We start from the raw sequence: 12,809 nt of genomic DNA on the forward strand, positions 1-12,809 counted from the left end.
ACAGGCTGGCCACGGGGACCAGCCTGAGCTGAATTACGCTTGAGCGTTGCTTCCCATCAGTTCGTCGAAGGCGATCGCCTTGGACGAGGTTTTCGACAGGCCCAGGACATAGTTGACGACGTTTTCTTCCAATACAAGAGCTTCCACTTCCGCCAGACGACGACGATCGCTGTAGTAGTACTTCAGCACTTCACGTGGATCTTCGTAGCTCTGGGCGAAATCTTCCACCTGGGCCTTGACTTGCTCAGGGGTCGCTTGCAGCTTCTGCTCGCCGACCAGTTGCGACAGGATCAGGCCCAGGCGTACGCGACGCTCAGCCTTGTCCTTGAACAGTTCTGGTGGGAATGGCACGTCCTTGACGTTCATGCCGCGCTGCGCCATGTCCTGACGGGTCATTTCGGCCAGACGCTCGGTGTCCTGGGCGATCAGTGCCTGTGGCACGTCCAGGGTGGCGGTCTTGACCAGGGTTTCCATCACGGCTTCCTTGTTGCGGGCCTTGATGCGGCCAGCCACTTCGCGTTCCAGGTTGACTTTGATGTCGTCGCGCATTTTGGCGACGTCGCCATCGGCCACGCCCAGCGATTTAGCGAACTCGGCGTCCACTTCCGGCAGGTGCGCCCATTCCAGCTTCTTCAGGGTGATGGTAAACGAGGCGGTCTTGCCGGCCACGTCCTTGCCATGGTAGTCCTCTGGGAAGGCCAGTGGGAAGGTCTTGGCTTCGCCCACTTTCAGGCCGACGGTGGCGGCTTCGAATTCTGGCAGCATGCGGCCTTCACCCAGCACGAAGGCGTAGTCATCAGCCTTGCCGCCTGGGAATTCCACGCCGTCGATCGAGCCGACGAAGTCCACGGTCACGCGGTCGCCGTTGGCGGCGATCGCTGCGCCACCGTCGCCGTGTTCACCGGCTTCACCCTTGGTGTGGTAGTGCACGCGCTGCTTGCGCAGGATGTCGATGGTCTTGTCGATTTCGGCGTCGGACACTTCCGACTTCACGGTTTCGATTTCCACGGCGGTCAGGTCGCCGATCACCACTTCCGGGTACACTTCGAACGTCGCGTCGAAGGCCAGCTGGCCTTCCGGCGCTTCGTTCTTAGGCTCGATGCGTGGGTAGCCAGCGACGCGCAGGTTGTTTTCGTTGGCGGCGTCGTTGAACGCGCGGCCCACTTTATCATTCAGCACTTCGGTTTCGATCTGATAACCGTATTGTGCTGCGACCATTTTCAAAGGAACTTTGCCCGGACGGAAGCCAGGTGCCTTAGCCGACTTGGCTTGCACTTTCAGGCGCTTCTCCACTTCCGTGCGGACATCAGTCAGCGGGAAGGAGATCGTGATACGACGTTCGAGTTTGCCCAAGGTTTCGACTGCAGTTGCCATGTTTAAAAATCGTCCAAAAAATTTATGAATACAGTTGGTGCGAGGAGGGGGACTCGAACCCCCACACCATTGCTGGCGTCAGGACCTAAACCTGGTGCGTCTACCAATTTCGCCATCCTCGCGGCATGTTTGCACAAAAGCAAAGGGCGACCCGTAAGTGAAAACGGTCGCCCTATCCCGCCTCGCAGTGGGAGCTTTCAACTTCAACGCGGTATTCTAACGGGTTTTTCGGCGAAATGTGGCGTTTTTTAACTTATCGCCAACATCCCGCCTACTTTCGTTTATTTACTCTTTATTTACCGCTAATTTCTCTGCGCCAGGCAGCGGTTTTTTGACCCGGAACCAGGCTGCGTACAGTGCTGGCAGGAACAGCAAAGTCAGTGCCGTAGCCAACACCAGGCCGCCCATGATCGCCACCGCCATCGGGCCCCAGAACACGGAGCGCGACAAGGGGATCATGGCCAACGCGGCGGCCGCCGCCGTCAGGATGATGGGGCGGCAACGGCGCACGGCCGATTCCACCACGGCATCCCACGGTTCGTGGCCAGCGGCAATGTCCTGCTCGATCTGGTCCACCAGGATCACGGAATTGCGGATGATCATGCCGAACAGCGCGATGATGCCCAGGTTGGCCACGAAGCCCAGCGGACGGTGCAGCAACAGCAGGGCCATGGCCGCGCCCGCCACGCCCAGCGGCCCCGTCAGGAACACCAGCAAGGCCCGTGAGAAGCTGTGCAATTGCAGCATCAGCAGCGTAAAGATGATGAAGATGGCCAGCGGCAGATTGGCCGCGATCGACGCTTCCGCCGCGCCGCTGTCGGCCGCCGCACCTTTCACGGTGATGGCGTAGCCGGCCGGCAAGCGGGCGCGCAGTGCGTCCAGCTTGGGATTGATCTGGCCGGATACGGTCGGGCCCTGGATGCCGTCCACCACATCGGTCTGCACCGTGATCGCCCATTCCCTGCCCTCACGCCACACGACGCCCGGCTCCCACACGAAATGGGCGCGCGCCAACTGGCTGATGGTGACCGACTTGCCATTGGCCGTGGGTATATTGGTATCGTTCAGCACGGAAATCGTGTTGCGCTCCTCCAGCGGCTGGCGCACCTGGATGTCGATCAGCTTGTTGTTCTCGCGGAACTGGCCCACCGTGGTGCCAGACAGGATGGTGTTGGCGGCACGCATCACCGTCTGCGACGTCACGCCCAGCGCGCGCATCTTGTCCTGATCCAGGTCCAGGCGCAGCACCTTGATCGACTCGTTCCAGTTATCGTTTACGCCCACCGTGTTGGGATTGGCGCGCATGATGTCCTTCACCTCATCGGCGATGGCGCGCACTTTCTCGACCTGCTCACCCGTCACGCGGAATTGCACCGGGTAAGGCACGGGCGGACCGTTCGGCAGCAGCTTGACGCGGCCCCGTACTTCCGGGAAGTCGGTCTTGAAGATGTCGATGATCTTGTTGCGCACGGCCTCACGCGCATGCAAGTCCTTGGGCAGCACGACGATCTGCGACACGTTGGTCTGCGGGAAAATCTGATCCAGCGGCAGGTAGAAACGGGGACTGCCCGTGCCCACGTAGCTGGTGACGCTGACGACACCTTCCTGCTTGGAAATGTAGGCTTCGAATTTCTTCACCTGGGCTTCATTGGCGGCGAAGGTGGTGCCTTCCGGCGTCCACATTTCCACCATCAGTTCAGGCCGGCTGGAATCGGGGAAGAATTGCTTCTCGATGAAGTTGAAGCCGTACACGCCCAGCGCGAACACCAACAGCGTGGCGGCAATGGTGGTCTTGCGGTATTCCACGCACCAGCTGACGACGGCGCGGAACTTGCGGAAGCCGGGCGTATCGAACAACTCATGATCACCGTTGGCGTGTGGCTTGACCTTGAGCAGCACGTAGCCGAGATAAGGCGTGAACACCACGGCCACCACCCAGGAAATGACCAGGGCCAGCGCATTGACGGAGAACAGGGAGAACGTGTATTCGCCGGCCGCCGACTTGGCCAGGCCGATGGGCAGGAAACCAGCCACCGTGATCAGCGTGCCCGTCAGCATAGGCAGCGCCGTGGAGGTGTAGGCGAAGGTGGCGGCCTCGAAGCGGTTCATGCCCTCCTCCATTTTGCGCACCATCATTTCGACGGCGATGATCGCATCATCAACCAGCAGCCCCAGCGCGATAATCAAGGCGCCCAGCGAAATCTTGTGCAAGTCGATATCGAGCATGCGCATGAACAGGAAGGTGACGGACAGCACCAGCGGGATGGTCAGCGCCACCACCAGGCCGGGACGCGCATCGAGCCGGAACGGCTTGCTGTGCAGACCCAGCGACAGGAAACTGACAGCCAGCACGATCAGCACCGCTTCGATCAGGGTATGGACGAACTCGCCCACGGAGGCCGTGACGGCCGCCGGCTGGTTCGATACCCGCTCCAGTTCGATACCGACGGGCAGCTTGGCGCGCAACTGGTCCACCGTCTTCTGCATGCCCTCACCCATGCGGATGATGTTGCCACCCTTCTCCATCGACACGCCCAGGCCGATCACTTCCTTGCCGTTGTAACGCATCTTGTCCTGCGGCGGGTCCTGGTAGACGCGCTTGACGGTGGCAAAGTCGCCCAGCCGGAAGGTGGTGCCGTTGGCGCGCAATTCCAGTTCTTCCAGGTCCTTGACGGTTTTCAAGGCGCCCGTCACCCGCACTTGCAGGTTGTCGGTGGGCGTGACCAGCACGCCAGTCGATTCCACCGAGTTCTGGGTGGCGATCTGGTTGACGATGGCTTCGAACGGAATGCCCAGTTGGGCGAATTTCTTGTGCGAGAACTCGATGTTGATCTTCTCGTCCTGCACACCGAACAATTCCACCTTGGACACCAACGGCACGCCCAGCAGTTGCTGGCGCACGAAGTCGGCGTAGTCCTTCATTTCCGCGTAGGTGAAGCCGTCGCCGGACAGCGCGAAGATGGAACCAAAGGTGTCGCCGAATTCATCATTGAAGAACGGGCCGATCACACCCGGCGGCAAGGTGCCGCGGATATCGCCTATCTTCTTGCGCACCTGATACCAGGAAGCGTTGGTATCCTTGGGTGACGCCGACTCGCGCAACTTGAGGATGATGACTGTCTCACCCGGCTTGGAATAGCTGGAGATTTCATCGATGTCGGGGGTTTCCTGGAGTTTCTTCTCCAGCTTGTCCGTCACCTGCTCGGCCATCTGCAAGGAGGTGGCACCGGGCCACATGGCCCGCACCACCATGGCGCGGAAGGTGAACGGCGGGTCCTCGTCCTGGCCGAGGTTGGTATAACTGAGCATGCCGCCGATCAGGAGCACGGCGATCAGGTAGCGCGTGAGCGGGATGTGCTCCAGCGCCCAACGGGAAAGATTGAAACCGCCCTTCATCATATGGCCGCCTCGCCATTGCCCAGCGCGGCGCTGGCGCCGAGCGGACGGGCCGGCTTGGCCGGCAGGTCACTACCGAGGATCTTGACTTTCTGGCCAGGCTTGAGCAGGTTCACGCCCGCCGTGACGACGGTCTGGCCAGCGGCCACGCCCTTGGTCAGCACCAGTTCATTGCCCGCCACGCCACCGATGGCGACCGGCACCAGCTTGACGGCGCCATTTTCCACCACCCATACGGAAGTGGCCGCTTTTTCATAGAACAGCGCCGTCAGCGGCACCTTGATCTGCGGCACCGGCGTCTTGGAGGCGAATTGCACCACGGCCGTCATGCCCAGCTTGGCTTCGGTCAGGCTGTCGGGAATCGCCACCTTGACCGTGTAGGTGCGGGTGGACGGGTCGGCCACGGGCGAAATTTCGCGGATCTTGCCGGCCACGGCCTTGCCAGGATCGGCCCACAGGCGCACTTGCACGTCGGGCACGCGGCGCAGGGTTTCCACCTTATCTTCCGGCAAACCGATAACGATTTCCTTGTCGCCCGCCTTGGCCACCCGCACCACGGGCGTGCCGGGCGCCACCACCTGGCCCACTTCCGCGTCCACCGCCGTCACCACGCCATCGATGTCGGACACCAGGCTGGCATAACCGGCCTGGTTGGTCTGGCCCCGGTAAGCCGCGTTGGCCGAATCGACGTTGGCCTGGGCCGCCTTGAAGGCGGAATCCTTGGCGTCCAGCACGGCCTGGCTGACGAAATTCTTGGCGCGCAATTCCTGATAACGCTTCAGTTCCGCACTGGCCAGGTCGCGGCTGGTTTCGGCCGCGCGCAAGCCCGCCAGCGCTTGCGCCTGGGCCAGCCGCAAATCCTGCGGATCGAGTTCCATCAAGACCTGGCCATGCTTGACCAGGGTGCCCACGTCCACCTTGCGGCTGACGATCTTGCCGCCCACGCGGAAGCCCAGCCGCGATTCGACCCGCGCCCGCACTTCGCCGGAGAATTCGGCGTTCACATCAACATCGCTGCTGGCCAGCACCATGGCGCGCACGGGGCGGATATCTTCCGTCTTTTCAGCCGGCTTGGAACAGGCGCTCAGGGCGATGGATAAGACCATCAGCGAGGCGATCGGAATCGGATGGGGCAATCGCAGGTATTTCAGGGCGGACACGGTGTTTTCCTTTACTATGCGGGCGGTTCGATTTTGTCTCACGGTAACACTTGATGCATCTTGTCGCATCGGAGCAAGCGCGGCCAGCCAAAAACTTGCCGTGGATTCAAGATGCCTCTACTATTACACGTTGGAAATTAATGACTTTCCGTTAAGTAATTATAAACCGCTCTGTTTTGTTTGCAAATGACTTTTGCGTCATTTATTTGAATAGCCCCTCTATGCCTGTAGAACACTACGAAAATTTCCCGGTCGCTTCGGTCCTGCTGCCGCGCCGCCTGCGTCCGGCGGTGGAAGCCATCTACGCCTTCGCCCGCAGCGCCGACGACCTGGCCGATGAGGGCGACGCCACGCCGGAGCAGCGCCTGGCCGCCCTCGCCGCCTATGAGGCGGCCCTGGCCCGCATAGAACAGGGCGCGCAAACACACGAACCCATGTTTGCCCGCCTGGCGGCCGCGATCGTCCAGCATGACCTGCCCATGCGGCCATTCTACGACTTATTGTCGGCCTTCAAACAAGACGTGCTGGTGAGCCGCTACGCCAGCTACGATGCCCTGCTGGACTACTGCGCCCGGTCGGCCAATCCGGTCGGTCTGTTGATGCTGAGCCTGTATGGCCAGGCCAATGAGGACAATGTGCGCGACTCGGACGCCATCTGCACCGCCTTGCAACTGATTAATTTCCTGCAGGACGTGGCGATCGATACCCACAAGGAACGTATCTATATCCCGCTGGAGGATTTGAGCCGTTTCGCCATCTCGCCGGCCGCGCTCGACCATACGGACGCCCGCCCGCGCTGGCGCGCCATGATGAAGATGGAAGTGGAGCGGGCCCGCGCGCTGATGCTGAGCGGCGCACCGCTGGCGCTGCGCCTGAACGGCCGCATCGGCTTCGAACTGCGCATGGTCGTGCAAGGCGGCCTGCGCATCCTGGACGCCATCGAGGAAGTGGACTACGACGTGTTCCGGCGCCGGCCCCAACTGGTCAAGCGCGACTGGCTGGCCGTCTTCTGGCGCGCCGTGCGCATGAAAAAAGCGCTGAAAAACCTCGCGCTGGCGTAAGAATCTGCGTCTACAGCCTTTGCAACGGGCGCCGTCCCTATAGAATAGCGCCTTCGATAGTCACACCTAGCAAGAACGACCATGTCTCCCGACGAATACTGCCAACAAAAGACCGCCCAGAGCGGCTCCAGTTTCTACTACAGTTTCCTGTTCCTGACGCCGGAACGGCGCCGCGCCATCACGGCGCTGTACGCGTTCTGCCGCGAAGTGGACGACACGGTCGATGAATGCACGGACGAATCCGTAGCCCGCGTCAAGCTGGCCTGGTGGCGCAAGGAAATCTCCGGCATGTACGAGGGCAAGCAATCGCACCCCGTCACGCAAGCGCTGCAACCGCACCTGGCGCCCTACAAGCTGCAGGAACAGCACCTGCAAGCCATCATCGACGGCATGGAAATGGACTTGAACCAGAGCCGCTACCTCGATTACAAGGCGCTGCAACGGTATTGCTGGCATGTGGCCAGCGTGGTGGGCATCCTGTCGGCCAGCATCTTCGGCGCCACCCGGCCGGAAACGCTGCAATACGCGGAAAAGCTGGGCCACGCCTTCCAGCTCACCAACATCATCCGCGATGTGGGCGAGGATGCGCGCAAGGGCCGCATCTACCTGCCCATCAGCGAATTACAACAGTTCAACGTGACGGCGGCCGACCTGCTCAACGCCAAGCATAGCGAGAACTTCGAACAACTGATGAAGTTCCAGGTGGCGCGCGCCCAGGCCGCCTACGACGAAGCGTTCGCCCTGCTGCCCAAGGAAGACCGGCGCGCCCAGCGTCCCGGCCTGATGATGGCGGCCATCTACCGCACCCTGCTGACGGAAGTGGAAGCCGATGGTTACCACGTGCTCAAGCAACGCATCTCGCTCACGCCGATCCGCAAGCTGTGGCTGGCGTGGAAGACCTATATTCGTGGTTGAGATCCGTGCTTAAGCAAGAACCGGGGCTGACCGTGCGCAGCGTGGCCGTCGTGGGCGGCGGCTGGGCTGGCTGCGCGGCGGCCGTGGAATTGGCGCACCAGGGCTGCAAGGTCACCCTGTTCGAGGCCGCCCGTGTGCTGGGCGGCCGGGCCCGCCGCGTGGTCACCGACCAGGCCCTGCTCGACAATGGCCAGCATATCCTGCTGGGCGCCTACAACGAAACGCTGCGCCTGCTGAAGACGGTGGGCGTGGGCCCGCAGCAGGCGCTGCTCAAGCTGCCGCTGCAAATGCGCTATCCGCCCGGCGGCGAGGGCATGGATTTCGTCGCACCCCGCCTACCCGTGCCGGCCCCGCTGCATTTGCTGGGCGCCCTGCTCCGGGCCAAGGGTTTGGCGCGCGAAGACAAACTGAGCCTGGCCCGCTTTTCCACCACGGCCCGCTGGATGGGCTGGCAATTGCATCAGGACTGCAGCGTATCTGAACTACTGGAACGCTTCGACCAGACCGCGCGCCTGATCCAGCTGATGTGGCGCCCCTTATGCCTGGCCGCGCTCAACACGCCGCCGGAACGAGCTTCGGCCCAAGTCTTCCTCAATGTGCTGCGCGACAGCCTCGGGGCGCGCCGCAGCGCCTCGGACATGCTGCTGCCGCGCGCCGACCTGACGGCCCTGTTCCCGGCCGCCGCCGAAAGCTGGTTGCAATCCCACGGCGGCGCCGTGCGCACCGGCGCCAAAGTGCATGGCCTGGCCCGCACGCATGACGGCCGCTGGCAAGTGAGCGCCAGTGGCGAAGCCGTGGGCGGCGAGTGGAACGCGCCATTCGACGCCGTGGTCCTGGCCACCTCGGCCAGCCAGGCCGCTGTGCTGCTGCACGCCATACCGGACGCCGACCTGAACCCGCTGTGCGCGCGCCTGACGGCCTTCGAATCGGAAGCCATCACCACCTGCTACCTGCAATACGGCAAAGACGTGCGGCTGGACCTGCCCTTCTTCGCCCTGGTCGACGCGCCGGAACGTTATCAATGGGGCCAGTTCGTGTTCGACCGCGGCCAGCTCGACGCGCGCAACGCGGGTTTGCTGGCCGTGGTGGTCAGCGCGTCGGGCGCCGCCGCCGAGCAGGGACAGGCTTTGCTGGCCGAAGCCATCGCCGTCCAGCTGGCCGACGTGTTCCAGCGCCCGGAACTGGGGCAGCCGCAGTGGTTCAAAGTGATCACGGAGAAGCGCGCCACGTTCGCCTGCCTTCCCGGGCTGGACCGCCCCGGCAACGCCACCGGTCTGGCAGGGCTGGCCATCGCCGGCGATTACACGGCCAGCGACTACCCGGCCACCCTGGAATCGGCCGTGCGCAGCGGCGTGGGCGCCGCATCCGGCCTGTGGAACGTGCCGCCCTGATCCCCTGTTTTGGTCGCCTGATCCGCCAAAAGTGCAGCCTGTCGCAACGCGCTGGCTGGCGCCGCCCCACTTGCGTACAGTCGCATCATCAGCAAAACCTCTTAGGGGAGGACTGGAATGAACATCACGCTCAGCGTCAAAATCATCGCCGTGCTGGCCCTGGTAGTGGTCAGCACAACGGCCATCGTGCAAATGGAACAGGTGGCGGCGGCGCAAAACAGCGCCCACATGCATAACCGATAGGCAAGACAGCAACAAAATGAGCAAACAGGAATATCTGGACGCCCTCAAACGGGCCATGACGGGTTTGCCGCCGGACACGGTGGCCAAGACCCTGGCCTACTACGAGCAGCGTTTTATCGACGGCCTGGTGGCCGGCCGCAGCGAGGCGGAGATCGCCCAGGAACTGGACGAGCCACGCAAGATCGCGATGACGCTGCGCGCGAACCGGCACCTGCACGCCTACGAGCAAAGCCGAAATCCGGCCTCCTTGCTGCGCATGTTGACGTCGTTCGCCGGCCTGGCCCTGTTCAACCTGTTCATGGTGATTCCGGCCATGGTGTACGCCTCGCTGCTGGTGGCAGTCTATGCCAGCGCCTTCGCTTTCTACATCAGCGGTATCGCCGTCACTGCCAGCGGCCTGTCGGGCCAGAACGAACTGGCGCTGGAAGGCCCGCTGCGGCAACTGGCCATCCTTGACCGCGACGGCCCCGACGATCCCGGCATGGAGGCGCGCATGGCGATCAGCAAGATGGGCATTCACATGTTCGTCGAGCCGCCGGCGGCCGACGACAACGATCAACCGCGCCACGGTCCGCGCCTGCTGGACCGCGCCGAAGCGGTGGCCAACGGCGACCTGCGCGTGACGACCGATTTCGACCCGGGCGCGCGCACCACCCAGACCCTGGTGGGCCTGGGCATGGTGCTGGCCGGTATCGCGCTGTGCCTTGTCAGCCTGGTGATCACGCGCTTCACGGTGGCCGGCCTGAAACGGTATGTGCAAATGAATGTATCGCTGTTGCGGGGACGTTGACGATATGACGCGCGGATTACTCAAAGTCGCCACCAGCCTGCTGCTGCTGGCATTGCTGTTGATCGGAGTCTCGTACAGCATGCTGCGCTCGTATGGCCGCGCCTATCCGTCCAGCGCGGCCGGCCGCGCGGCGGGCAGCGAAGTGCGCAAGATCGACAAGGACATCACGATCGTCGAATTGAATGGCCCGATCGACCTGACCCTGACCCAGGGCGACACGCCCTACCTGAAAGTGCGCGGCGAGCAGCGCCTGCTGGGCAATGTGGAGACTACGCTCGATGGAAACACGGTCCACATCGGCCCCAAAGGCATGCTGCTGCACCATCGCCTGCCGTTGCAGGTGGTGATGGTGCTGCCCGATCTGCGCGAACTGAACGTACATGGCAGCGGCGACACCACCGTCAATGGCTTCAGCGGCGACAAATTCAAACTGGCCCTGCACGGCTCGGGCAATGTGACCTTCACCGGCCGCTACAAGGATCTGGCGGCCGGCGTGCACGGCACGGGCGACCTGAACCTGAACGCAGGCAACAGCGAGAACGTGGCGCTGGAGATGGTGGGTTCAGGACAGATCACCTCCAGCGGCAGCTGCAAGACCCTCAACGCGGAGCTGACGGGATCGGGCGACCTCGATGCCCAGCACCTGGCCTCGGACCAGGTCAGCGTCAACCTGAACGGCTCGGGCACGACAGCCGTGTTCGCCAAACAGAAGGCCGACCTGACCTTGCGCGGCAGCGGCGATATCCGCGTGCACGGCAACCCGGACAACCGCAACGTGAGCCGCACGGGGTCGGGTGAGGTAACCTGGGACCAATAACTGAGCGAGCACAATACCTAAACAGCAAGCTTGATAGTTCAATAGTATTGATTAAATCAGTGTCAGGTCTGTCATTCGGACAGTGGTTGCGTTTCTTTGATTTTTCTCAACGCGGCATCCTTATTCCGTCCCAAACTCAGCAGCGGCTTTAGCAGAGCCGAGCGCTGCCTGATAACTGGGATATGGGGTGCCATAACAATCAAGCTGACCACCTTCGCCAACAAACTTTATCCACCACCCCGCATCGTCGTTGACGATTGCAATATCGCCGTTACCGCATACCCGCGCTATTTCCTCGCCGCGCTCAAGCACGACAATGTTCACTCGATGATGTTTAATTATTGTAGTCACGGACACCTCCCTACACAGGATTGATCAGAAGTGCCGGCTCTGCTGCATTGACCGACATCACTTCCCTTGGTTCTCGCTACTATCGCGGCGTTCGACCTCAGTCCGCGTGATCTTGATGACACCCCGGTCCAACACCAAGTGGACGGTCGCTTCATCGACGACGGCGAAATTGTGCAACACTGGACGCAGCGTCGTGGAGATATTCTTAATGGCGCCGACCTGCTTGCGATACCGTTCCGTCATCGTCACCTTGGCAACCGCGCTTTGCCCGTCGGCCGCCAACGCGACTGAATGCACGATGGTTTCCAGCAAATGGGGCAATTCCGGCCACGTATTCCGCTGAACTTCCGACCAGCGCGTCTTCTTGCCATCGATCAATAGCCGCCCATTGATCTTGATGGTATAGCTGTCCGCGAACTGGGCCATGTAGGCATCGGCCGCTCCCGTGGTATAGGTTTGATCCGCCCGACGGAAAAAGTCGTTCACCGTCGCCTCAGTCAACGTGCTCACTGCCACCTCATACGATGGACGTGGCCCGGTTCCTTTTTCACTCAGGATTTCCTGAACCATCTCTTCAGTGGCACCGACGTCATAGCGAACCACAGCACCATCGGCGTTCTTGTACAGCCAGCCAGAGCTGAACAGCAACGGCTGGGAATTCACCTGTTCGACTGCGGCGAAGGCTTTCATTACCTGTTCCCTGGGCGCCGGATTCGGCAGTTGCTCAATGATTTCGCGCTTACGCTTGAACCACGCTTCACGCTGTTCCTGATCAAGCATCCCTTGCACTTTCTTGAAGGGCTGTCCCTTCATTTGAATCAGGCCCGGCGCAAAATCTCCGACCTTTATCCCCTCGATCTTACCCGCGAAAGGACGCTTAAAGGACAGATGCAGGACGCGCCAGTTCTCATTCAGGAAAATGACCACCCCATACTCTTTGAACTCGTAGGCGTAGCTAGGCGTGCCTGCGGCCCCCTTATTGTTCAGCGCCTTGGGTTCTGCGCCAATCTGGTAGAACTCCTTGACCGTACTGATCGGGTCACCCTTCTTGAGCGGGCAATAATGCAGATAATCCTCAGCGGCAGAATCCGCGCCAACCAAAGCCAGGCCGGCCATGAAAGCAAAGATGCGTATCGTCTTCATATCGGTGTTTTTCTTAAATTATTTGCAAATAATAACAAATATTTAACCGATAGAAATGTTGTAAATTAGACTGAAATTTCCAACTTTGACTTCCTCGCCGCCGAACACGAAAAAACGAATGCCTGGTTATTTATTGCGTCTCGGTGGCGCGACTGGCCACGCAGTGGC

At 61.5% G+C, this 12,809-nt stretch carries 11 protein-coding genes and 1 tRNA gene; 6 read left to right on the plus strand and 6 right to left on the minus strand.

Features of this window, described 5'->3' with window-relative positions:
• Positions 1–33 precede the first annotated feature (33 nt).
• The 4 genes from tig to H3H39_RS11490 form a co-directional block, all read right to left on the minus strand.
• The gene (gene tig / locus H3H39_RS11475) at positions 34–1,374 is read right to left on the minus strand and encodes a trigger factor (RefSeq protein ID WP_182153524.1); all 1,341 of its coding nucleotides are present in this window, start codon (positions 1,372–1,374) and stop codon (positions 34–36) included.
• A 35-nt stretch (positions 1,375–1,409) separates the two neighbouring features.
• Positions 1,410–1,496: transfer RNA gene (locus H3H39_RS11480), tRNA-Leu, on the minus strand.
• A gap of 163 nt (positions 1,497–1,659) precedes the next feature.
• A complete protein-coding gene (locus H3H39_RS11485; RefSeq protein WP_182153778.1) occupies positions 1,660–4,770 on the minus strand; it encodes an efflux RND transporter permease subunit in 3,111 nt (1,036 codons plus the stop codon).
• Entirely contained in the window at positions 4,770–5,930 is a 1,161-nt protein-coding gene (locus tag H3H39_RS11490) for an efflux RND transporter periplasmic adaptor subunit (protein ID WP_311196896.1), read from the minus strand. The genes H3H39_RS11485 and H3H39_RS11490 overlap by 1 nt, the downstream gene beginning before the upstream one ends.
• A 221-nt stretch (positions 5,931–6,151) precedes the next feature.
• Here H3H39_RS11490 and hpnC point away from each other — a divergent pair, with 221 nt between their 5' ends.
• From hpnC to H3H39_RS11515, 6 genes are all read left to right on the plus strand, one after another.
• Entirely contained in the window at positions 6,152–6,991 is an 840-nt protein-coding gene (gene hpnC / locus H3H39_RS11495; RefSeq protein WP_182153526.1) for a squalene synthase HpnC, read from the plus strand.
• Positions 6,992–7,072: 81 nt separating this feature from the next.
• Positions 7,073–7,906: a presqualene diphosphate synthase HpnD gene (gene hpnD, locus H3H39_RS11500; RefSeq protein ID WP_182153527.1), complete on the plus strand. Its 834-nt coding sequence runs from the start codon at positions 7,073–7,075 to the stop codon at positions 7,904–7,906.
• Between the two features lie 5 nt (positions 7,907–7,911).
• On the plus strand, positions 7,912–9,297 hold the full coding sequence (gene hpnE / locus H3H39_RS11505; RefSeq protein WP_311196897.1) for a hydroxysqualene dehydroxylase HpnE: 1,386 nt from the start codon (positions 7,912–7,914) through the stop codon (positions 9,295–9,297).
• Between the two features lie 117 nt (positions 9,298–9,414).
• Positions 9,415–9,540 carry a hypothetical protein gene (locus H3H39_RS28190; RefSeq protein WP_255462562.1) on the plus strand — a complete coding sequence of 42 codons (126 nt, stop codon included), beginning with the start codon at positions 9,415–9,417 and terminating at the stop codon, positions 9,538–9,540.
• Between the two features lie 16 nt (positions 9,541–9,556).
• On the plus strand, positions 9,557–10,330 hold the full coding sequence (locus H3H39_RS11510; protein WP_182153528.1) for a DUF1700 domain-containing protein: 774 nt from the start codon (positions 9,557–9,559) through the stop codon (positions 10,328–10,330).
• Between the two features lie 4 nt (positions 10,331–10,334).
• Positions 10,335–11,147, plus strand: coding sequence for a head GIN domain-containing protein (locus tag H3H39_RS11515; RefSeq protein ID WP_182153529.1), 813 nt, complete (start codon positions 10,335–10,337; stop codon positions 11,145–11,147).
• Between the two features lie 120 nt (positions 11,148–11,267).
• Here H3H39_RS11515 and H3H39_RS11520 read toward each other — a convergent pair whose 3' ends face one another.
• Entirely contained in the window at positions 11,268–11,498 is a 231-nt protein-coding gene (locus H3H39_RS11520; protein ID WP_182153530.1) for a hypothetical protein, read from the minus strand.
• Between the two features lie 57 nt (positions 11,499–11,555).
• Positions 11,556–12,641: a hypothetical protein gene (locus H3H39_RS11525; RefSeq protein WP_182153531.1), complete on the minus strand. Its 1,086-nt coding sequence runs from the start codon at positions 12,639–12,641 to the stop codon at positions 11,556–11,558.
• Between the last annotated feature and the right edge of the window lie 168 nt (positions 12,642–12,809).

Origin of the sequence: Rugamonas apoptosis, assembly GCF_014042355.1 — a bacterium.
Classification (GTDB): Bacteria; Pseudomonadota; Gammaproteobacteria; order Burkholderiales; family Burkholderiaceae_D; genus Rugamonas; species Rugamonas apoptosis.

Bases quoted from the DNA above. Each gene is read 5' to 3' on its own strand.
- tig (WP_182153524.1), bottom strand. From the start codon at position 1,374: ATGGCAACTGCAGTCGAAACCTTGGGCAAACTCGAACGTCGTATCACG.
- H3H39_RS11485 (WP_182153778.1), bottom strand. From the start codon at position 4,770: ATGAAGGGCGGTTTCAATCTTTCCCGTTGGGCGCTGGAGCACATCCCG.
- hpnC (WP_182153526.1), top strand. From the start codon at position 6,152: ATGCCTGTAGAACACTACGAAAATTTCCCGGTCGCTTCGGTCCTGCTG.
- hpnD (WP_182153527.1), top strand. From the start codon at position 7,073: ATGTCTCCCGACGAATACTGCCAACAAAAGACCGCCCAGAGCGGCTCC.
- H3H39_RS28190 (WP_255462562.1), top strand. From the start codon at position 9,415: ATGAACATCACGCTCAGCGTCAAAATCATCGCCGTGCTGGCCCTGGTA.
- H3H39_RS11510 (WP_182153528.1), top strand. From the start codon at position 9,557: ATGAGCAAACAGGAATATCTGGACGCCCTCAAACGGGCCATGACGGGT.
- H3H39_RS11515 (WP_182153529.1), top strand. From the start codon at position 10,335: ATGACGCGCGGATTACTCAAAGTCGCCACCAGCCTGCTGCTGCTGGCA.
- H3H39_RS11525 (WP_182153531.1), bottom strand. From the start codon at position 12,641: ATGAAGACGATACGCATCTTTGCTTTCATGGCCGGCCTGGCTTTGGTT.